Annotated in this window: 18 protein-coding genes and 1 pseudogene; 7 read left to right on the plus strand and 12 right to left on the minus strand. The window is 69.8% G+C overall.

Translation table 11 applies throughout. From position 1 onward, the window contains the following. Window positions 1-149 precede the first annotated feature (149 nt). From WMF27_RS20220 to WMF27_RS20230, 3 genes are read left to right on the plus strand one after another with little or no spacing between them, the layout of a single operon-like run. Entirely contained in the window at window positions 150-2360 is a 2211-nt protein-coding gene (locus tag WMF27_RS20220) for a hypothetical protein (protein ID WP_437767258.1), read from the plus strand. Between the two features lie 11 nt (window positions 2361-2371). Further along, window positions 2372-3022 carry a hypothetical protein gene (locus WMF27_RS20225; RefSeq protein ID WP_437767257.1) on the plus strand — a complete coding sequence of 217 codons (651 nt, stop codon included), beginning with the start codon at window positions 2372-2374 and terminating at the stop codon, window positions 3020-3022. 6 nt (window positions 3023-3028) lie between these two features. Further along, on the plus strand, window positions 3029-3970 hold the full coding sequence (locus WMF27_RS20230) for a formylglycine-generating enzyme family protein (protein ID WP_437767256.1): 942 nt from the start codon (window positions 3029-3031) through the stop codon (window positions 3968-3970). 161 nt (window positions 3971-4131) lie between these two features. On the opposite strand, the gene WMF27_RS20235 is transcribed toward WMF27_RS20230, so the two are convergent. The 3 genes from WMF27_RS20235 to WMF27_RS20245 all read right to left on the minus strand — a co-directional run bounded on the left by WMF27_RS20235 (window position 4132) and on the right by WMF27_RS20245 (window position 8722). After that, entirely contained in the window at window positions 4132-5601 is a 1470-nt protein-coding gene (locus tag WMF27_RS20235) for a hypothetical protein (protein ID WP_437767255.1), read from the minus strand. Between the two features lie 168 nt (window positions 5602-5769). Continuing rightward, window positions 5770-7686: a hypothetical protein gene (locus tag WMF27_RS20240; protein WP_437944401.1), complete on the minus strand. Its 1917-nt coding sequence runs from the start codon at window positions 7684-7686 to the stop codon at window positions 5770-5772. Between the two features lie 214 nt (window positions 7687-7900). After that, complete coding sequence (locus WMF27_RS20245; RefSeq protein WP_437944402.1) at window positions 7901-8722, minus strand: hypothetical protein; 822 nt, start codon at window positions 8720-8722, stop codon at window positions 7901-7903. Between the two features lie 494 nt (window positions 8723-9216). Between WMF27_RS20245 and WMF27_RS20250 the strand changes: the two genes are divergently transcribed. Continuing rightward, complete coding sequence (locus WMF27_RS20250; protein WP_437767252.1) at window positions 9217-9645, plus strand: STAS domain-containing protein; 429 nt, start codon at window positions 9217-9219, stop codon at window positions 9643-9645. Between the two features lie 184 nt (window positions 9646-9829). Next, window positions 9830-10288, plus strand: a complete 459-nt coding sequence (locus tag WMF27_RS20255; RefSeq protein WP_437767251.1) for a YciI family protein — start codon at window positions 9830-9832, stop codon at window positions 10286-10288. 126 nt (window positions 10289-10414) lie between these two features. Here the strand turns inward: WMF27_RS20255 and WMF27_RS20260 are convergent, their stop codons facing one another. The 6 genes and pseudogenes from WMF27_RS20260 to WMF27_RS20285 form a co-directional block, all read right to left on the minus strand. After that, on the minus strand, window positions 10415-11032 hold the full coding sequence (locus WMF27_RS20260; RefSeq protein ID WP_437767250.1) for a hypothetical protein: 618 nt from the start codon (window positions 11030-11032) through the stop codon (window positions 10415-10417). 414 nt (window positions 11033-11446) lie between these two features. Then, entirely contained in the window at window positions 11447-12355 is a 909-nt protein-coding gene (locus WMF27_RS20265; protein WP_437767249.1) for an SDR family oxidoreductase, read from the minus strand. An 88-nt stretch (window positions 12356-12443) separates the two neighbouring features. Continuing rightward, entirely contained in the window at window positions 12444-13391 is a 948-nt protein-coding gene (locus WMF27_RS20270) for a cupin domain-containing protein (RefSeq protein ID WP_437767248.1), read from the minus strand. A gap of 174 nt (window positions 13392-13565) precedes the next feature. Next, window positions 13566-14534, minus strand: a complete 969-nt coding sequence (locus tag WMF27_RS20275) for an ATPase (protein ID WP_437767247.1) — start codon at window positions 14532-14534, stop codon at window positions 13566-13568. 715 nt (window positions 14535-15249) lie between these two features. Next, the gene (locus WMF27_RS20280) at window positions 15250-16413 is read right to left on the minus strand and encodes an IS481 family transposase (RefSeq protein ID WP_437767246.1); all 1164 of its coding nucleotides are present in this window, start codon (window positions 16411-16413) and stop codon (window positions 15250-15252) included. Window positions 16414-16513: 100 nt separating this feature from the next. Beyond that, window positions 16514-16636: pseudogene (locus WMF27_RS20285) on the minus strand (IS481 family transposase); the annotation flags it as partial. Between the two features lie 541 nt (window positions 16637-17177). On the opposite strand from WMF27_RS20285, the gene WMF27_RS20290 reads away from it, so the two are divergent. After that, window positions 17178-18320, plus strand: coding sequence for a hypothetical protein (locus WMF27_RS20290; RefSeq protein WP_437767245.1), 1143 nt, complete (start codon window positions 17178-17180; stop codon window positions 18318-18320). Here WMF27_RS20290 and WMF27_RS20295 read toward each other — a convergent pair. The 3 genes from WMF27_RS20295 to WMF27_RS20305 are packed head-to-tail and all read right to left on the minus strand — an operon-like array spanning window position 18295 to window position 19642. Next, a complete protein-coding gene (locus WMF27_RS20295; RefSeq protein WP_437767244.1) occupies window positions 18295-18570 on the minus strand; it encodes a hypothetical protein in 276 nt (91 codons plus the stop codon). The two genes, WMF27_RS20290 and WMF27_RS20295, sit on opposite strands and share 26 nt — an antisense overlap. Continuing rightward, a complete protein-coding gene (locus WMF27_RS20300; protein WP_437767243.1) occupies window positions 18567-19112 on the minus strand; it encodes a hypothetical protein in 546 nt (181 codons plus the stop codon). The genes WMF27_RS20295 and WMF27_RS20300 overlap by 4 nt, the downstream gene beginning before the upstream one ends. Further along, window positions 19109-19642: a hypothetical protein gene (locus WMF27_RS20305; RefSeq protein WP_437767242.1), complete on the minus strand. Its 534-nt coding sequence runs from the start codon at window positions 19640-19642 to the stop codon at window positions 19109-19111. Before WMF27_RS20305 ends, WMF27_RS20300 begins: the two co-directional genes overlap by 4 nt. Before the next feature lie 372 nt (window positions 19643-20014). Between WMF27_RS20305 and WMF27_RS20310 the strand changes: the two genes are divergently transcribed. Next, on the plus strand, window positions 20015-20410 hold the full coding sequence (locus WMF27_RS20310; protein WP_437767241.1) for a VOC family protein: 396 nt from the start codon (window positions 20015-20017) through the stop codon (window positions 20408-20410). The last annotated feature ends 30 nt before the right edge of the window (window positions 20411-20440 follow it).

Consider the following 20440-nt stretch of genomic DNA (forward strand, 5'->3'; position numbering starts at 1 on the left):
ACTCCATGACCGGAACCGGAACCGGAACCAGAACCGGAACCGGAACCGGAACCGGAACCGGAGGAGCATGAGGGAGCAGCGCCGTCGCGCCCTCCCGCAGCGCGGCCGTTGACCGGGGGCGCGAGGGCGCGCGAACATCCGGCGATCCCTTGCCGACCCTCCCCGCGACACGCCACCTCGCCGCGCTCCTCGCGCTCGCCGCGAGCGCCTGTTCCCGCGGCCCCGCGCCCGGCACGGACGCGGGGCCTGGCCCGGCCGGCAGCGCGAGCTCCTCGGTCAGCGGCGTCAGCGGCGCCAGCGGCGCGGGCGCTCCGGCCGCTCCCCTGCCTCCGGCCGCGGCCGCGCCGCTGCGCGCGCCGGTCCGCGAGGGCGGCGCCCTGTCCCGCGCCGCGCGCGAGGACGTGCTCTATGTGGCCGACGAGGACCACGGCGTCGTGCGCGTCGTGCCGCTGCCGCTCGACCCCGCCCGGCCCGGCGCAGGGGTGCCCGCGCCGGGCAGGCCCGCGCAGGTGCTCGCGCTCGGGGGGCGCGGCGAGCACGACGCGCGCGTGCTCGCCACCGTCCGCGACCCGGGGCTGCTGCTGATCTTCCGGCCGGATCCTGCGGCCGGCCTCGTCGAGGTGGGCCGCGTACCGCTGCCCGCCGACGCGTGGGGCATCGCTGTCACGTCCGACGAGAAGACCGCGATCGTGACCTCGGCGTGGACCCACAAGGTCTCGGCCGTCGACCTCGAGGCCGGGCAGACGCGGTGGACCGTCGACGTGGCGCGCGAGCCGCGGGGCGTGGCGGTGCTGCCCGACGGCAGCGCCGCGTACGTGAGCCACCTCGTCGGCGCCGATCTCACGAGGATCGACGATCTCGGCGGGGCGCCGAAGGTCCGGCGCGTCGCCCTGCCCGCCTCGCCGCTGCGCGCGCCGTCGGGCGAGCGGCTCGCCGCGTCGCTGGGGTATGCGCTCTCGCTCTCGGAGGACGGGCGGCGCCTGTTCGCGGCGCGGCACGCGCTCGGCGCCATGGGCCACGCCGCGTGGTTCGGCGCCGCGACGGTGGACGTGCTGATCACCGGCCGGGACGAGCCGCTCGCCCCGCCGCACCACGGCAACCTGCCGGTGCTCCGGTCGGCGTTCGCGGAGCAGGTGATCACCCCGGAGAGCGTGATCACCCTGCCCGGCGCGGGCGTCACGCCCGTCACCCAGCCGCGCGCCATGGCGTACCGCAAGCGCGCGCGCACGCTGCTCGTCGCGGGCGAGGGCGACGATCTCGTGCTCGAGGTGGACGCGACCGCGGTGGATCCGACGCTCGCGATCGTGAAGAGCTACCCGGTCGGCGGCCGCTACGATCCGCACATCCGCGTGGCCGGCACGTGCGGCGCGCCGACAGGCCTCGCGCTCTCCGCGGACGAGGCGACGGCGTGGGTCTTCTGCCGATCGACAGGCGACGTGGCGGCGCTCCGGCTGCACGACGCGGCGGCGGGCTCGACCGTCGCGCCCGTGGGAGCGGCGGGCCCGGCGGGCTCGGCCGGCCCCGCGCCGGCGTCGGCCGCCGCGGGCGCGGCGGAAGGGCCGTCGGCGCTCGTGCACCTCGCCGACGATCCGCTCGGGCCGGAGGTCGCGAAGGGCCGCCGGCTCTTCTACAGCGCGCTCGACGCCACGGTGAGCGGCAACCTGGGCTGCGCGGGATGCCACCCCGACGGGCGCGACGACGGGTACGTCTGGCGCGAGGCCACCTTCAGCACCGCCGACGGCGAGCACGCGAACTTCGTCGGGCGGCCGGAGAACATCCCCGAGGTCGCCAGGAAGCGAGGGGTCCCGCGGCGCACCCCGATGCTCGCCGGCAACGTGGGCGCGGCCGGGCCGTACGGCTGGCACGGCGAGAGCGAGGACCTCGTGAGCAGGCTCCAGACGGGCATGGGGCTGCACCGCTGGGGCGGGCTGCCGATCGACCATACGCCGACCAGCCTCGCGGCGCGGGCGACCTATCTCGCGATGTTCCTCCGCCGGGGCCTCGTCACGCCGCCAGGCGCCGAAAAGGCGCCGGACGAGCGCGTGAAGCGCGGCCGGGACATCTTCCACAGCGACGAGGCGAAGTGCTCCCGCTGCCACGTCCCCACGAGCGATTTCACCGATCGCACGGCGTACCCGATGCCGAAGCGACCGCCGCCGCCGGGCTACGACGAGGATCCGCGCCCCGAGTACAAGACGCCGTCGCTGCGCTTCGTCGGAGGCCGGCCGCCCTACCTGCACGACGGGCGCGCCGGCACGCTGGCAGAGCTCATCGAGCAGAACGCCGACTGGATGGGCAAGACAAGCCACCTGTCGCCCGAGGACAGGGCGGCGCTCGTGGCGTTCCTGGAGACGTTATGAGGCCGCGCTCCATGCTGCTCGCCTTGATGGTCGCTGGCGTGGCCTCCGTCGTGGCCGCGGCGTCGGGGGCGCCCGGCGCGCAGCCAGGCGGCACGCCCAGGGCCGAGGTGAGCGCCTCGCAGCCTGACGGCGCGTCCAAGACCGCGGCGGGCGCCGCGCAGCCCGGCGGCGCGTCCAAGGCCGCGGCGAGCGCCACGGCCGACGCCGGCGCGACCGACGCCGCCGCGACCGATGCCGGCGACGAGCTGCCCCTCGACGCCGCGCCCTTCCCGCCCGAGCCGTCCAGGCAGCCCACGGCCGCCGAGTGGAAGGCGGCGCCCCGCGTCCGCCTCTCCCGCGCCGGCCCCGCGGCCGCGGGCTGCCGCGCGTACAGGGCGAGGGAGTGGCTGCGCATCCGCTGCCCGGAGCTCACCGTCTCGGCCATCTCGCTGCTCGGCGGGAAGACCGAGGGCGTGGCCTTCTGGATCGATCCGCCCCGCGGCGGCAGCGAGCTCCCGCGCGGGGGCGAGGTGATGTTCCCGATCCGCCGCGGCGATCGGCGGGTGATCCAGATCCTGACGTTCGGCCCGGGCTACGACGGGCCGTTCACCTTGTTGCCGGCGATCGTCATCCAGGAGCAATGGCTGGAAGACGAGCCGGCGCCGACCGTGACCGCCTCCTGAGACACCATGCGATCCCACACCACGCTCCGCGCCATCTCCTCGCTGTTCCTCCTTGCCGCTGCGAGCGGCGTCCTCGTCGTCGCGTGCGGCGCCGCCCCCGCGGCCCCCGGCGGCCCGCCCGCCGATCAGGCGCCCGCTGCGCAGCCTGCGGCCACGGGCCCCGCCCCGACCGGGGCGGCGCTCGCCCCGGCGTCGCCCCAGCCCGAGCCGACGGCGACCTCGGCGCAGGCGACCGCCGGGCAGCCCGGCGCCGAGCCGCCCGCCGCGCCCGCCGAGGCGGCGAGGCCATCGGACGGCTGCCCCGACGGCATGGCCCGGGTCCCGGGCGGCAGCTTCGTGATGGGCCCGCTCAAGGTGAAGGCCACCGTGGGTGACCTCTGCGTCGACAGGACCGAGGTCACCGCGGAGGCCTTCGCGGCGTGCGTCAAGGATGGCAAGTGCACGGATACGTTGGCCAATTGCGCCAAGGAGGCGTCGACCTACGGCGTGGCCGGCAAGGAGAAGCAGCCGATGGTCTGCGTCGACTTCTCGCAGGCCCAGGCCTACTGCGCGGCGCAGGGCAAGCGGCTGCCGCGCGACGACGAGTGGGAGTGGGCGGCCCGCGGCGGCGAGGAGGCGCGGCCGTATCCGTGGGGCGAGGAGGCGCCGAAGGATCAGCTCTGCTGGTCCGGCGGCGGCACCGTCCGCAAGACCGCGTGCGACGTGGGGAGCTTCCCTGCCGGCGCCAGCCCGCAGGGCATCCAGGACCTGGCGGGCAACGTCTTCGAGTGGACGACCAACGCCAACGACGGCAAGGGCAAGATGCGCATCGCCCGCGGCGGCAGCTGGCGCGACGGCATCGCGCCGCTCGTCAGGACCGCGCGGCCGGGCGGCTTCGAGGCGACGTACCGCTGCGGGTTCCTCGGCATCCGCTGCGTCGTCGAGCCGGCGGCCCAGGCGACCAAGTAGGTCGCGCCGCGCCGGCCAGCGCCCGGCGCGGCGAAAGGAACAGCCGCCCGCGCCACGTCGCGTCCGGTTCGGCGCCAGGCCGCCGGCGCTTCCCGCCGCGCGGTGAATGGCTCGACCCATATTCGTGTTTCCATGATGAAATCGGACTTCTGCCCAAGGCGTCAATAACAGTCCGGCGTGGCGTCGCCGCCGGGGCAAGCCCCGCTGACCTTCGGCTGAGTGACGCTGCACCCTGCGAGGCCCTCGAATACGTTGTTCGACGTGAGATCGGGACCCGCCTGGTCCGAGTCCCACCCGCTCACGATGCCGCCCCCCGCCGATTCGACGAAGCTCGAGTTCTCGATGAAGGCGCCGTCGGGGCGCCAGCCGGTGAGGATGAGCGCCGCGTCGTTGGCGCCCGGGCCGCATCCGAAGCTCGAGATCTGCGAAGGAGCGCCCGCGTACTCGATCCGCACGAAGTCGAGCACGTTGCCGCCTGCCGGCGCGCCCCCCCAATCGACGCCCACCCAATCACCGGCGGCCTTCGTGTCGTTCGCCGAGGTGAAGACGATGGGCTTGGCCGCCGTACCCTGCGCGACGACGTGCACGGGGCCCGAGGGCGAGCCGAGCGCCAGACGCGAATCGGCCGGGAATGCCACGGTGACCCCCGCTTCGATCGTGAAATCGAGGGCGTTCGCGTCGTCAGGCTCGAGGTGGAAGTCGCCTGAGGAGACATAAGGCACGCCGCGATCTCGGAGCGCGACGTCGGCGGGATACCGATCGGCCGCGTCGACCAGGATCGCGTCGCGCGCGTTGTTCACGTAGTCTCCGCGCGGGATCGAGCTCAGCGCCGCCGTGGTCACCGCCAGAGGGTAGAGGGTGTCCTCGTTGCCGACCGGCGCCACGGCGCCGGCACCCTCGATGACGAGGCCATCCGAGGCCGCCGAGAATGCCGTGAAGTCGCCCAGATGGACGCCGATCCCGGCCGAGTCCGAGAGGGTGACGTCGACCAGGTGCACGCTGTCGTTCGCTGGCAGGCCGAGAGGGCCGATGGCGACGATGGCACCGTTCGTGGTCCCCGTATTCACGCTGCCGCCTCTGACAATGACGGTATTCTCGAGCTCGAGCGCCCCCGTCACGTCGACCCAGAGGCTGCCGAAGTAGGAGCCCTCGCTCTCCGAGGTGAAGGTGGCGGGGCGAAGGGTGCCTGCGTCGACCTCTCCCGCGGCGCGCAGCGCGGCGGGCTCGCCGGACGAATCGCCAATCTCGATGGTCTGGTCTTCACCGATGACGACGACCGCGCATGCCTCGACCGTCACGGTTGCTCCGCGGATGGCGATGCTCGAGGGGACGTGATGCGGGCTCGCCTCGGCCGTCCAGGTCTCGTCCGCTTCGATGAGGAACGTGTCGTGGACGGTGCCAGCTCCCGTCGGCTCCGGGCAAGGGGATCCCTGCGTGGAGGGGGAGCCGCCCGTTCCTGCAGAGCCATTCCCCGTTCCGCCCGAGCTCGACGTTCCCCCCGCGCCGCCCGTGGGCTCTTCGGGAGAGTCGCTCCCGTCGCAGCCGAAGGCGACCGCGCCAGCGGTAAGGGCGAGCGTGACGAAGACCGCGGCGTGTTTCCTGTTACCGACGACGTGCTGATGTTTTTTCATGTGACCCTCGACCACCCTCCCTCAAATACACGCACTGCCAGAAATTTCCACGAAATGAGGGGGTCTCTCAGGGGCCTGACCGATGTCCCGGGCTTCGAGGATCCGGTCGCCGATCGGCTGCTATCGCGCGGGTGGCGGGCCAGCGGTGCATCCCTGACGCCGGACGCGTCACTCAGCGGTTGCAGAGGTCGCGCTCAGCTCTGCCAGTTCTTGGCACGGCGCGGCGGCGGTGTCACAGGCGCCCAGCGCGTCTTCGGCGTCGACCGTGATGACGTGATGGTCCGCTGCGCTGCACTCGCACTGCCACCCCAACGCCGGATCTGCCTGCTTGCAGCTGATGCCCAACGGCGCGTGCAACACGACATCCAGCCCTCCCAGGCTGAACGGCCGCTGGCAATCGAGCTCGGCATAGCAGACGCCACGGCTCGCAGTTCGGGGAACCCGGCTGCATGTGGCATCGCGAAAGACCGTCTCGGGATGAAGCGACTTGCACGGCTCTGCCAGGTTCGTGCAGATCTCCGAGCCGGACGCATTGCTGGGAATGTCGAAATACACGCTGTTTCGGTTGTCCGTACACCTGCATCCCCAAGCGCTACCTCCGGTGTCTGCGCCGCAGTTGATGACGTAACCAGCCGCCGCGGTCTGGGTGACACCTTCCCCGAGGTCTGCCGAGTAAATGCAGGACGTAGCGATGATGCAGGAATCCTCGGCTCGCCCCTGGTCACTCGACGCACAGCTCGGAGATTCGGTGAAGGGCGACGGGTCGCCTCCAGAGGCACATACCGCGAGGGCTTGCTCGCAGCCCGCTTGCAGGTCGTTCTCCGCGAGGTGGTACGATGAATAACGGGTCGCGGTGGAAGAGGTGCAGTTCATCCCACCAGCGCTGCTGATGGTGCAGAAAGATTGCTGGTCGTCGTAGGCAAAAGCGCCGATCGCTCCCACCATCAGCGGGATCTCACACCTACGGTCGGTCTGGCAAACACGGTCAAAGACCCGCGTGATCGGCTCGGCGCACACGGGCTCGCCGTAGACGATATCCCCCACCTTGCATGCCTCGAGGATCGAGCCGCATACCCCGGCAGACAGGCCCGGAAGCGAGAAGGCAAGCCCGCCAAAGCTATCTTGACAAACACAGCTGGCAACCCCACCGGTAGTCGTGCAGCTCGCCGCGATCGTGTTGCCGGTGCACACCTGGCGCGCCGAACAAAAATCGTCACCCTCCTGGACCGTGGAGGGTAAACACGTCCCCGGGTCGTGCACTGCTGTCGGCCGGTCGAGTTGCAACGGCGCGATCGGACCGTCGGCCTCACCCTCCGGCTCTGTCGGACCATCCTCTATCGGACCTTCGGCCTCACCCTCCGGCTCTATCGGACCGCCCGCCTGACCCTCCGTCTCCATCGGAGGCGAGTCAGCCTCATCGTTCGACTCGCTCGTATCTGTCTCACCCTCCTGTGGGGGGGTGGGCGTCGTCTCTTCCTCTGGAGCCGCATCTTCGCCGGACTCGTAATGCCCGCCCACGTGGTCAGTGGCCTCGGTCCCAGGCTGCCCACCGTCGATGAAACAGCCGGAGCAAAGACTGGACGCGAGGATCCCAAGGCAGCGGAAGGATAGGCGCATGATGGGATCCATAGAATCGGAGAGCGATCTGGAAGTCAATCTCGTCGTGGCGGCCGTCCACCGTACAGCTACGTTGCACACGTTGATGAACTTAGAACCCCTTACACGATCGACCTTCCTCCTGAAAAAGTGGCGCCGTATCAGAAGAAAAAGTTTTCCAACCATCGACGATGAGGCGATCCACGCCTCGAAGGCGCCGCGGTCGAAGCGCGCGAGGTCGTGGGGGGCGGCGGGCAAATCGCCCGCAGCCCGCATCGTCTCCGCGGCGCGGCCCGCCGCCTCGCCGATCTCGCGGTAGCCGGCGGCCACCCGGCGCATCGCGTCGTGTTCGAGGCGGGCCTCGGGCGTGGCGCTGCCCACCCAGCGCGCGTGGGCTTCCAGGTTGTCGGCCACGTGTCGGAACAGCTCCGCCAGCCGCTCGGCAACCGCCGCGTTGTTCGCCAGATCGCGTCCACAGGGCTCGTCCATCGGTACCTCCTGTCCATTCGCCCCAACGCGCGAGGCGTCGGGTCGTGACCGCGGGCCGCAGCTCAGGAGCTGCTATCTGAAATTCAGACTCCTCGGAGCGGCCGTGCGCTCCCGGCGCGAAAGCGCAAGAAGGCGACCGCCTGCGCGCGAGCGGCCAACGAAGCCGAGCGCGGGACGGTCCTCGAGAGGATCGCCGGCGCCGGACCTCGGCCGATCAGATGCTGCACTCCACGAAGCCCTGCGTGTTCGTGGAGACGTTCATCTCCCACCTGGACTGGGCGGCGTCGTACTGGACGACCACGCCGGTGGAGACGCCGCCGCGGAGAATGCCGCCAATCCCCTTGAGCCAGCACGTCTTGCCGTTTACCGCGGGGCCGAGGTCCACCGACCCTGGCTGGATGCCGTGGTAAGCCTCGCCGAGGTAGTCCGTCACCTGTACACAGCTCGCGTAGCCGGCGACCTTCCCCTGCCCGTGGAGGTACCAAGAGCCGCCGTCTTTCTCCACGCCGATGTAGTCCGACGCGTCGGCGAAGTTGTCGCCGCCCTCGTAGTTGATGACCTGCGTCAGGAAGCAGCGTCGGTTGTTGCTGGTCGACGCGAGGAACACCCTGGGATTGGTCGTGGTATAGCTGTTGTTGGAGTAACCGACTTGCGTGATCATGGTGCCGGGGTTGGCGAGCCCACCGTAGGCACGAACCGACACACCCGAGTCGGCGTGCGCGAACACGCGCGCCGTGCCGAGCCAGCTGTACATCGCGACGTTGCCACCGTCCCGGAGGTTTCCGGTCACGCCCATGATGTAGGCCGCGTTCCCGCTCCAGGTGCCGAGGTTCTGGAAGGCGTTGCCCGACGTCGCGGTGGCGCTGCTGTACCCGAACGCGGCAAACGCCTGCTCGGCGGTGCCGATCGCCTCGTCCTCGCCCCCGTCGACGTCGCCGTTGCCCTGATCCGGGCTCTCGACCTCGACGTTGCACCCCAGGAGGGCGACGACCGAAGCGACCGACAGCACGCGAAAACAAGTGTGAGCCAGTTGCATGTGCATACGATGTTCCCCTTTTCGAACGCAGCGGGCCGAGGCGGCGCGCTGCGACGGCAATGCTACGCTGACCCGACCCGGTGACAACGGACACGCGGCTTACGCCTCGCGCGGGGCGGCGTTTTCGAGAAGAGCGCCGAGGACCAGCACGACGTTTGCCGTGCGCAGCGAGAGCGGCAAGCGGCTGGGGACGTACATCGTGGAGACCAACGGACAAGCTCTCATGGAGCGCCTCACGACGATCCCTGGCGACAGAAACGCGGTGCTGGGGGAGGGCACGCAGAGCGCGTGGCTCTACGAGATCCTCTCGCCGCATGCGCCCGCTCCCTGCGCGTCCTCGGCAGCGGGAGGGGCGGCGCGGGTCGTCGACCCGCGTGCTCTCGGCGGAGCGACCCGGCTACACGATCGTGTAGCTGGTGCAAGGTGGGCTGCGCGGGAGGGAGGCGCCGCGGGCGAGGGCAAGCATTTCACCGGGACAGCGGGTCACGCGAGATTTGCTAAGCAAGATTGACGGGCTTCTGAGGGATGATGAGATCGCGGACGGGGTGCTCGTGGCGCCGCTGGTCGGGGACCTGACGCGCGAGCGGGGCGCTCAGTTCACCGAGACGCTGCTGGAGGGGATCTCCCGCCAGCAAGCCCGGATCACGATCCTCGACGTGACGGCGGTGCCGCAGGCAGGGCCGGAGGTGACGGACGCGCTGATCCGGGCGGCGCGGAGCGCGCGATTTCTCGGGGCCGAAGTGGTGCTCACCGGGATCCGGCCGAGCGTGGCGCAGGCGCTCGTGGAGCTGGGCGCCGATCTGGGAGGGATCGTGACGCGGGCGACGCTGGAGCGCGGGGTGACCTATGCGCTCTCGATGCGCCCGGGGGCGCGGGTAGCAGCGCAAGACCCGGACGGGCGGGCGCGCAGTAGCGCGCGGTAGGCGGAGTTCGTCCTCGTTGCGCGCTCGGCTACATAAATCCTGTGTTCTCGATACTTGGCGGCGAGGAAAAAAGATCGCCCGGCGTGTCGCTCGCGCGTCCCCTCGTTCGTCGTGACGGTAGAGCTAGGGCTCAGCCGGTCGGGACCGGCCGGGCGCCCGCACGACGAGAGAAGGAGACACGACGATGCGCTTCATCATCACCGCAGCACCGGGGACCAGCGAGACAGCAGCGCCGGGGAACAGCGACGCGAACGCAGAGGCGGAGGGGGCACCGGGCGAGGAGCTCTTCGCCGCCTACATGAAGTACAACGAGGAGCTGATGAAGGCCGGCGTGCTGATCGCGTCCGAGGGCCTCAACCCCGGTGGGGCCCGCGCGCGCGTCGGCATTTCCGGGGGCAAGCGCGTCGTGCTCGATGGGCCCTTCGTCGAGACGAAGGAGCTGGTCGGTGGCTTCTACCTGATCGAGGTGAGCTCGAAGGAAGAGGCGATCGCGTGGGCGCTGCGGTGCCCCGTCGGGCTCGGCACCGCCGAGGTGCTCACGATCCAGCAGATGACGGATGCCTCCGACATCCCGCCGCGGTTCATGGAGATCATCGCGGACGTCGCGCCTACATGGAGCGCGTTGTTCTCGAGGCAGCGGTAGGCCGAGCCGACCTACGTCACGCTCCCTGCGGCCAGGAGGCTCGACGCTGGCGCCGGGGGCCCGCGACGCGCGACGCCGTGGAGTCCGCTCCGGCGGCGGGCAGGAGAGGGCGCGCCCCGACAAGGCTCACCGGCCCGCGTCGAACTGGACGTCCACGCTTTCTCCCTGGGACCCCTCCCCCGGCCCTGACGCGGTGGCGTGGGCTTCCGGGGGGCTCGGGGCGATCCCATCCCGTGCGAAGAACTGCAGCACCGGCTGCACCTCGTTGATCTGGTCGAGCGTGGATCTGGTGCGCAACGCCTGCGCGGCGACCTCCCGGTCCATCGACGCCTTCACACCGGCGATCTTGGACTCCAGCAGCGTGATCTGCTGGTTTCCTTCGGCGAGCACCCGCTGCGTGTGCTCCTCGCCGGTGCGCGTGAACGCCCGCAGCGCCTCGATCTGCTTCGACGCTGCGGCCACGATCTCCTGAGTCGAGACGTCGAAGGCCCTGAATGCCGCTTCAACGATGTCCCGCTTCACCGGAACGGGGGTTTCGTTCGGCAGCGTCCTCAGGAGCTCCTGCGCCTTCAGGATCTTGCTCCGCTGCTCCGGGGTCACGCCGGCAGCCAGCAGGATGGCCGCGAAATCGACCTCAGAAGGCGGCGCGATGACGTCCTCCTCCGGTGCCAGCGGCGGCGAGGGCAGCGACGAAATGTCGGACCGACGGCCGAACGGCGACTTGAAGAAATCGGAAAAGCTCAAATTCACCCGCTTTCTGAGTACAGCGCCATCCTACACGGTTCCGGCCGGCTGCGCAGTGATTCCCGGGAGCCGGCCCTGGCGTCGTGTGCCAGCGGGCGTGGGGCCGGGAGCGTGGACAGGAGGTTCCCGGGGGGTGGCGCGATCCTGACCGCGCATGACGTGGCTGGAGTGCGCGATAATAATTAGCGACTTATCCATGCATCGACGATGAGGCAGCCTTCACTCCACAGCCCAAAAGAGCTCGTCCAAAACGGCCCGGCTTCCCCCCCGGGCGTACGGAGGGACGAGATCCCGTCGCGACACGACCGGACCAAGCGCAAGCCACGTTGACGCCGGATAGACGAACCTGCCGGCGTGGTCGGTCGCGAAGCCGCATATCGCGTGGTACGCCGCCCCGGTCGCCCGTGCAGGTGCTCAGTCGGCGAGCGCCCGCTCGACGGCCTGCGCGTAGGGCATGGGTGTGAGCGGGATGATGGCGCGGATCGGCCCCACATCGCCGACGAGGTCGGCGTCCAGGCCCAGCAGCAGGTCGGCGAAGGCGCCGCGGGGCAGGCCAGCCAGGCGCTCGAAGAGCCCGGCAAACGGCGCCAGCAGCCAGGGCAGGAGGTGCAGCTTCCACGGCGGGCGCCGGCCGAGCACGCGGGCCGCCACGTCGACCATCTCGTCGGTGGTGAACGCCTCGTCGCCGCCCACGTCGAAGGCCCGGCCGAAGGTGCGCGGCTCGTCCAGGCTGCGCACGAGGTAATGGACGAGATCGTCGAGCGCGATGTTCTGCATGCGGTTCCGGCCGCCGCCGAGGATCAGCGCCACGCGCCGCCGCGCGTTGGCCAGCGTGGTGTCGAAGCCGAAGCCGCCGCGTCCGACGATCTGCCCCGGCCGGAGGATGGTCACGTCGAGCCCGCTGCCGAGCAGCATCTGCTCGGCCTTCCAGCGACCGCGTGCCCAGATCGAGCGCGTGTCGGGCGTGATGCCCAGGAAGGTCACGTAGAGCACGCGCCGCGCGCCGTGGATCCGGCAGGCTGCCACCACGTTCTCCAGGCCGCGCAGCTCGGTGTCCACGAAGGTCTCGCCGGGCGCGGCGCCCTTCTGCGGCGAGAGCGTGTGCACGCAGTTGAACACGGCCTCGCAACCGCGAACCGCTTCCTCGATGGAGGCGCGGTCGGCGATGTCGCCGCGCACGAGCTCGGCGGCGGCGGGTAGTCTGGCGCGGGCGGCGTCGAGGTTGCGCACGGCGCAGCGGACCAGGAACCCTTCCTGGAGCAGCGCTTCGACGAGGCGGCGGCCGGTGAGCCCGGTGCCGCCGAGGACGAGCACGGTTCGCATGTCCTCATCGATAGCGAGGGCATGTCGAACGCACCATGCGCGAGCGTGCCGATGACTGTCGCGAGCGTACGGAACGATCGGACGAGCGTCAGCCGCGCGCTTCGTTGCGGTAGTCCCGCGGCCGCTTGCCGGTGACGCGCTTGAAAGCGTGGCTGAAGGCGCTCTCCGACGAGTAGCCGAGCGCGGCGGCGATCTGCGAGATCGGCGCGGTCTCGTCCCGCAGCCGCCGCTCCGCCAGCCGGATGCGCCACGCCGTGAGGTACTGGAGCGGCGCCATCCCTGCGGCCTCCTTGAAGCGCACGGCGAAGGTGGTGCGCGACATGGCCGCGGCGCGGGCCAGCTCCTCGAGCTTCCAGTCGCGCGCCGGCTCGCCGTGGAGGAGGCGCAGCGCCGCCGCCAGCCGCTCGTCGCGGAGGGCCCGCAGCCAGCCCGCGGGCAGGCGCGGCGCCGTGGCCAGGTGGGCGCGCAGGATCTGGACGAACAGCAGCTGCGCCAGCATCGACGCCGAGAGGAAGGCGCCCGGCGCGCCGCGCGCGGTCTGCTCCGCCAGCAGCTGCTCGATGAGCCAGCGGATGGGGGCTGCCTCGGGTGCGGTCGCGCGCACGTGCAGAAACGGGGGAAGCGCGCCCTGCACGAGGTCGGCGTGGCGCGGATCGAGGGTCACGCCGCCGGCGAGGAGCAGCACCTCGGAGCCGTCACCGATGGTGGAGAAGAGGTGGCGCTTCTGGGCCAGCAGGCACCTCACGTCCAGGGGTGCGGCCGAGAGGTCGCTGCCGACGAGGAACCCTTTTCGCCCGGGCAGGAGCACCGCGTCCCCCGCCTCGCCGCGGATCGCCTTCTTGTGGCCGTCCAGGCGGAACCAGCAGCCGCCCTTGGCGACGAGCGAGATCTTCATCTCGCCGGGCGGCGGGAAGTGGACGGCCCAGCGGCCACCGGCGGCGATGCCCCCGGCCATGACCGAGGTGGCCTGGGTGAGCCGCAGGATGTCGGTGAGCGGATCGCCGGCAAAGGAGTGGATCGCAGCGTCGAGCGACACGCGTCGAACTATGGCGCATGCTGCCAGGCGGAACTAGCGGGCGGCGAGCGCCTCGGTGAGCGCGGGGAGCCTACGGCGCCGGAGGTGAGTCAGCTGGCGGGAGCTCTCCGGGACCGGCGCTCGTCGGTCGGGCGGGCCCTGGGTCGTCCCGTCAGGGAGTCGTGAAAGGCGAGCTCAGGGCGACTCCCCGTCTTCCCCGTCTTCCCCGTCATCACCCGTCTCATCGTCTCCCGACTCGCCCTCCTCCGCCACGCCGTCTTCCGGCTCGGCCTCCTCCGACTCGCCGCCGTCCTCCCCCTCCTCTTCTCCTCCGCCGTAGGCGCCGCGGGAGGCGGGGAACGGCGCATAGTCCTTCATCTCGTCGGTGCCCGCGTACCAGTACTCCGCGGCGGCGCGCAGCCTCCGCTCTGCGTTCACGACGAGGGTGTACGCGGCGTCGCGGAGCTTGCGCGAGCGCACCGCTTCGAGAGAGAGCCTCTTGTCGGCGAGCATGCGCGCGAGCACCGGCGAGAGCTCGCGGAGGCGGTCCGCCGCGGCGGCCTCGCCGCGAGGCGCCTTTTGAACCGCCTCCGCGTGCTCGGAGCAGAGCAAGAGGAGATCGGAGGCGTCCTGGACCAGATCCGCGTCGCCGGTGCCCGCCCGGATCGCCATGAGCCGCTTTTGCCCTTCGGGGCTCTTCTTGAAGCGGAGATCGAAGAAGCGGAGGAGCGATTGCTTGATCTGGGTGGCCTCGGCGGCCGGCTTCTGGAAGGCCGCCGCCGCCCGCTCCTGGCGCTGCTGCGCCGCTTGCCAGCGCGATTGTACGATGCGCAGGAGCTCGATCTTCTCACGAAGCCCGAGGATCTCCTCTCGCGTGAGCGGGGGCTCGTCCTCGGCGAACGGAGTGCGCACGAGATCCGCCGCGTCGCGCTCGGCGGCGAGCTGGATGCGGCTCGACCAGATGACGCGTCGAGCGAGCTTGCCTGGAAAGAGGGAGGCGTTATCGCCGAGCGACTCGGCCTCTCGGAGCAGCTCGGCCTCTCGCTCGGCGCTCAGCGTGAACTCGGGCGCACCGCCCGACGAGCGGTGTGTACCTCCGGCGTCGCTCGAAGCGCGCGTGTTCTTGGTCCTGGATGAAACGGCGGTGAGTGCCTTCTGTGCCATGGCGATGAGATGTCTCCTTGTCGAGGTCAGCGCCCCTCCGAGCCGAGGGGCGGTCGCTCAATGAGGAAATCGGCGCCGCCGAGGATTCGGGTCACGGGAGAGCACGATACCGACGCTTTCGTCGCAAGGTCGCAAGGGGAGAGGGACAGATGCGCCGCTCAAGCGAACGCCGAGGCTGCGCAGCGCGCAGCAGGGGTGACGGCCATGCGCAGGCGTCGAGCCATGGTAACGCAGGGCACCAACTGGGCGCGCGGGAGGGCGCTGGGGCTGCACAGGAATCACGCAATCGTACGATAGGACACCAAAGTAGATGCGCAGGAGGGTTGCCGGGGCCGCGCAGGAGGCAAGCGATCGTACGGTAGGACACCAAAATGGGCGCGCAGGAGGGTCACGGGGGCTGCGCAGGAGGGCGCCGAGGCCGCGTAGGAGGGCCGCTGGGACCGCGCAGGAGGGTCGCGGGGGCTGCGCAGGAGGGCGCCGAGGCCGCGTAGGTGTACGAGCGGAGCCCTGGTAACACTTCTGACCGGGAGCTGCGGTGACACTTCCTTGAGCCACGGGCCCCTGCTCCGGGAGGACTGGAAACAGGGACCGGATGCTCGTCGACGCGACACGCTCGCCGCACTTTCTCGGACCGCCTGGATCTATACACGAACCGCTCCCCGTGGTCGCGGTACACACGAGCCTCTCCTCACGATCCGGCGTGAGTTCGCGCAGGTCACCGCGCCCTGGCCAGCTTCAGCTCCTTGTTCTTGAGGGTGACCTGCGCGAGCAGGACCGGGCCGTAGTACAGCTCCCAGACGTCATCGGCGATCGGAGTCAGCCCCACGGGCTCGCCGGCGAGCAGTGTGGAGACGTTGGTCTGCGCGCCCCCGAACAGCATCCGTCCTTGCTCGTCCAGGCGTCGAACGGCCATCGTGTCCGGGTACTCCGGCGACGAGGGCTTGCTCGGCATCGAGCGGCGCGAGGGCGTGTAGCGCGAAGCCGGCGTCCTCTGGCCGAGCGCCTCGTGCGGACGCTGATCATTGTACTCGTGCCGAAACCGGTCGAAGACGCGCTGCTGCGCTGCCAAGTTGGCTTCTGGCGGCGATGTCGCCTCCGCCTTCAACGTCTTGTGCATTCGCTCGTGACGGCCGTTCTGCTGCGGCTTACCGGGCTCGATCCGCTCGGGATGAATGCCGAGCTTGATCCAGCTGACCGAGAGCGCCGAGAGCCCACCGATGCCAATCGTGGCGAACGGCGGGCCGTTATCGGAGCGGATGCGGTGCGGCAGCCCGAACTCGCGGAACGCGCGCTCGAAGTGCGGCCGCACCGAGGCCTCGTCCGGCTTCGCCACGCCCTCGCACTTGAGCAGGTACCGCGACGCCTGGTCCGTCAACGTCAGCGGGTGGCAGCGCGTCCTGTCGCCGAGCGCGAAGTGCCCTTTGAAATCGGCGCACCACGTGTCATTCGGCTGCTCGGCTGGAGCCAGCGGCGACGGCATCGCGGTCGTCGGCGTCACCACGCGGCGCCGACGGGGCCGGATCAGCCCGTGCTTCTTGAGCAACTCGCCGATGGTGCTCGTTGCTGGCAGCCCCTCGACGCCCAGGCTCTCCAGCCGCGCACGCAGCTTCTTCGGCCCCCACGTGGGGCGCTCCTTCCGCAGCTCGATCAGCGCGTCGATGAGCGCCGCTGGCGTCGCATGCGGGAACGAGCGCGCCACGGGCCGCCGCTCCTCCAGCCCGCTCGGTCCGGCCTGCTCGTAGCGCTCCACCCACTTGTACCCCGTCTTCCGGCTGATGCCGAACCGCCGGCACAGCTCCGCGAACGTCTCGTCCGACTCGTTGACCTGCGCGATGAACCGAAGCCTCTCGTCCACTGAACATGTCTCTTTCCAAGGCACCAGCGCTCCTCCGTCGCCAGTCCTCTACGACTTGTGTCACCTAAGCTCCCGGTCCGTCCGGGTGCTACCCAGGCTCCCGGTCTGAACCGTTACCCAGGCCACCGGTCCGTACCCGGCTGATGCCGAACCGCCGGCACAGCTCCGCGAACGTCTCGTCCGACTCGTTGACCTGCGCGATGAACCGAAGCCTCTCGTCCACTGAACATGTCTCTTTCCAAGGCACCAGCGCTCCTCCGTCGCCAGTCCTCTACGACTTGTGTCACCTAAGCTCCCGGTCCGTCCGGGTGCTACCCAGGCTCCCGGTCTGAACCGTTACCCAGGCCACCGGTCCGTACCCAGGAGGGTCCGCGGGGGCCTGCGCAGGAGGGCGCCGAGGCCGCGTAGGAGGGCCGCTGGGACCGCGCAGGAGGGTCGCGGGGGCGGGCTCGCCGTGTGCGGCGCGGCTTCCAAGGGAGGCGGAGGACGGCAACTCCGTCAAGACGCTGCGGTTTCCTGAATAGCCGGATTGAAGCTTGCAGCAGCGAGCTCGCCGGCTCGGCCGAGGCAGCGTCACCGCGGATCAGGACAGCCAGACGCCCGCAGGAACGTCCGTGTCACACTGCCGCGGCGCTGAGGCCCTCGATCCTCTACCCCGCGCCGCGCGGTCTGCTCCTGGGCCATGGGGCGCGACGTCCTGGGCGACGTGCACGAGCCCGGTCGGGTAGACAAGAGCGGCAACGAGTTCACCGACATGCGCCCGCCAGGCGCGCTATCCTCGCGGCACCATGGAACGCGCACCCGACTGGCTCTCCCTGTGCACCGACGGCATCGACCTGGCAGCGCAAGATGCAGCGGCCCTCGAGTCCCACCTGCTGAAGAGCTCGAACGATATCGAAGCGCGCACCAAGTTGCTCGGATTCTATTTCACGAGCCCGAACGATGACGCACAGCAGCGACGAGCAGACCACATTCACTGGCTGATCGCACATCGCCCAGAAATCCATCTCGCTGCCTTCGCGCGCATCCACCCGGAACATTACCCGGATGCGTACAACGAGGGGAAACGCCTCTGGCTGAGCACGGTATCCAACAGCCCCAACGACCTGGCTGTCCTCAGGAACGCCGGCAGCTTTCTTGAGTCCGGAGATCCATACATCGCCGAAGATCTGTACAAGCGGGGAGCTACGATCGAACCCGACGAGTCAGCCTGGCGACAGCGCCTGGGAGGGCTGCACTTCAGATCCAGCATTGGCTCGACATCGAGCGAAGAACGCACACGACTCGCGCAAGGAGCGCTCGCGGAATATGAAGCGGCGCGCACGATTGAGCGCTCTACGCTCGAGACGCTCGGGATTCTCATGGACATCGCAGCGGCGGCGGTCATGTGCGAGAACTACGAGCGGGCGACCGAAGCCGCAGAGCGACTGCTCGCCGAAGCGGCGGATCTCGCCGACTCATCGCAGTACGGAAACGCCGTGCACTACGCACACATCGCCCTGGGAAAGGTCGCGATGGCACGCAACGACTCGGCCGGCGCGGCAGAACATCTGCGGGCGGCCAGCGAGGTCCGTGGCTCGCCGCAGCTCAACTCATTTGGCCCCGATTTCGAGCTCGCATCCCAGTTGCTCGCCGTCGGGCAGCGAGACGCTGTCATCGACTACATCGACGGTTGCAAAAGCTTCTGGGATAGGCACGCATCACTGCTGAACACGTGGGCGCTCGCCATCGAGAGCGGCGAATACCGGACTTTCGAAAGCGCTGGTCCACCGAATAAGTTCGCTAAGCAGCTGGGCGCCGGCAATAGAGGGACCACGGGCATCGACGCCGGCGCAACGGCCGCGGTCCAGGGGCGCCTCGCTCGGAGGTCGCGCGGCGCGAACTCTGGCTCTCCCGGCCCGGACGTCAAGGCGGAAGGAGAAGCGGGGTGATGGTACCGCCGTAATCCCTGACCTTGCCTCCCGCAAGCCTCCGAATGAACCCCGCCGCACTCTCGATGGCATTGAGCCAGTCTGCACCCTTGAGGCGCACATGGTCATCGGTCTTGAACCCAAGCACGTCCACGGCCACGGACCACAACCCGTCGGGTTCCTCGCGGAGGTCGCTGATGCGGATCGTTATGGTCCGCGGCGCGCTTCCGTCCGATGGCGTGAAGGTGGACACGATCTCTAGGATGTTCATCTTTCACAATCCCTGAGGCAGTCGCCAAGCTCCAGATTGCACTTGTACATGCAATCCTTGTCCCCCTTTGGGCAGTTCTCTATGCACTTCTCATTGATCCTTTCGCATTTCTGTTTGCACCTCTCAACCGGATCGTCGTTCGCCCCATTCACCCACCGGCACGGGCCGCACGACTGCACTCCCGAGCCAAGGTGCACCCCGTTCGCATACTCACATCGTTCCTTGGCTTCGTCCAGGCTACCATGAAGGCCCTGGTAGAGCGTGGTGCAGGTACCTGCCTCACCCCGGTTCTTGCACTGAGCTGAATCCGCTTTCCACGTGACCGTACACTCGGCAACCCGTGAGCCGCCGCACGGATCCTCGTCGTAGCCGGTGTGGTTTTGCGGCTGGAGAGGTACGTACCCGAAGCCGCCCACGCCGCCCGTAGGGGTGATGATGCTCCCGCCGGCCCCCTCCCTTCCTTCGCCCCGGACGTAGCACTCTCCCATATCGAAGTTGCACCCCGTGAGACCGAGAACCAGAAGAACGATCCGCCTCTTCATTTTGATTCTCCCCCGAACCTCCAGATAGGCCCGGCCGTGACCATCAGGACCATGCTGCCGGGAAGGACGCGACTGCTCCCGCCGGCCCAGTCCAGATTGACGCTCGTGGACGCCCCCAGACGCCCGGCGAAGTACCAGTCGGACTGGGCGCGGCCGCCCGGAGCGACCCCCATCACGCGGTCGCAGATCACGGCGCCGCACACCCGCATCATGTAGACCGACAGCGAGGGACCGAGGCTGACATAGCCCGTCTTCGTGGCGTACCCGAGCGTGATCGCCGTCCGATCGTAGACCCCAATGCCCCCGCCGGGAACGATGCTGAGCACGTTGTGGACCTCGATCCGGAAGTCACTCGTCTTACGCCAGAGCCACCCGACGAAGGGGCTCACGGCGAGTTCAGGCTCGGTCCCGATCTGGATCCCGCCGACGCTCACGCCGCCGCTGAACTCGAGCGCCAGCGCCGACGCGGGAGCCACGACGAGGACACAAGCGCAGAAAAGGCCGAGCTTGCCGTGGAAGCGCATCGACATGGTGCAGACTCCTCGCCGAGCGGCGGCGACACGCGGTGCGGATGCACTCGCATTCTTCCGAGTGTGGTCTGGGCGTCAAATAGAAACTCGGCGAGCAGATCCGAAAGGACATGAGTCGCTCCGTTCCGGGCGTTCGCCCATGCGCACACGGCTCCGCGCTAAGAGCGCACCGCTTCGAGAGAGAGCGTCTTGTCGGCGAACGTGCGCGCGAGCAACGGAGTGGATTGACTTTCCATCCCAGAGCCCGTTCCGCTCTCTCGATCCCTCCCGCGCTGCCCAGCGGACCGCCGGGCTCGCGGGCGGCCGCTGCCCCGTCCGGCGCTCGCGCCTTGCCTTCCGGCACGGCGCGGCGCACCTTCGCGCCCAGGGACCATGCCCAGCGACGACCCCTACGTGATGCCCGCTTACGTCAAGCTCCTCGTCACCGACGCGGAGCGCTCCGCCTCGTTCTACGAGCTCATCGGCTTCACCCGCGTCCACCAGGATCCGGTGTTCATCCACCTGCGCTGGGCGCGTTATGCCGATCTCTTCCTCGTCGCGACGCCGCCGGGGGTCTCGCTCGCGGGGCAGCGCGGCCTCGGCGTCATCGTCTGCTTCAGCGCCGCCGGCGACCGCGGCATCGAGACCATCGCCGCGCGCGCCGCGGCGGCCGGCGCCGCCGTCGACGGGCCGCGCGACCAGCCGTGGCACACACGAGAGGTCGTCGTCACCGACCCCGACGGCTACCGCCTCTGCTTCGTCGAGCCGAGCACACCCCTCCAGAGCTGAGGCCCACTGACCGCGCCGGCGCCTCCCAGG

The sequence above is a fragment of the Sorangium sp. So ce281 genome, from assembly GCF_051527395.1.
GTDB lineage: Bacteria > Myxococcota_A > Polyangia > Polyangiales > Polyangiaceae > Sorangium > Sorangium cellulosum_B.

Coding starts and splice junctions, on each gene's coding strand:
- WMF27_RS20265 (WP_437767249.1), bottom strand. CDS start 12,355: ATGCGAACCGTGCTCGTCCTCGGCGGCACCGGGCTCACCGGCCGCCGC.
- WMF27_RS20290 (WP_437767245.1), top strand. CDS start 17,178: ATGGAACGCGCACCCGACTGGCTCTCCCTGTGCACCGACGGCATCGAC.
- WMF27_RS20225 (WP_437767257.1), top strand. CDS start 2,372: ATGCTGCTCGCCTTGATGGTCGCTGGCGTGGCCTCCGTCGTGGCCGCG.
- WMF27_RS20300 (WP_437767243.1), bottom strand. CDS start 19,112: ATGAAGAGGCGGATCGTTCTTCTGGTTCTCGGTCTCACGGGGTGCAAC.
- WMF27_RS20275 (WP_437767247.1), bottom strand. CDS start 14,534: ATGGCACAGAAGGCACTCACCGCCGTTTCATCCAGGACCAAGAACACG.
- WMF27_RS20235 (WP_437767255.1), bottom strand. CDS start 5,601: ATGAAAAAACATCAGCACGTCGTCGGTAACAGGAAACACGCCGCGGTC.
- WMF27_RS20305 (WP_437767242.1), bottom strand. CDS start 19,642: ATGTCGATGCGCTTCCACGGCAAGCTCGGCCTTTTCTGCGCTTGTGTC.
- WMF27_RS20295 (WP_437767244.1), bottom strand. CDS start 18,570: ATGAACATCCTAGAGATCGTGTCCACCTTCACGCCATCGGACGGAAGC.
- WMF27_RS20230 (WP_437767256.1), top strand. CDS start 3,029: ATGCGATCCCACACCACGCTCCGCGCCATCTCCTCGCTGTTCCTCCTT.
- WMF27_RS20255 (WP_437767251.1), top strand. CDS start 9,830: ATGCGCTTCATCATCACCGCAGCACCGGGGACCAGCGAGACAGCAGCG.
- WMF27_RS20245 (WP_437944402.1), bottom strand. CDS start 8,722: ATGCAACTGGCTCACACTTGTTTTCGCGTGCTGTCGGTCGCTTCGGTC.
- WMF27_RS20310 (WP_437767241.1), top strand. CDS start 20,015: ATGCCCAGCGACGACCCCTACGTGATGCCCGCTTACGTCAAGCTCCTC.
- WMF27_RS20240 (WP_437944401.1), bottom strand. CDS start 7,686: ATGGACGAGCCCTGTGGACGCGATCTGGCGAACAACGCGGCGGTTGCC.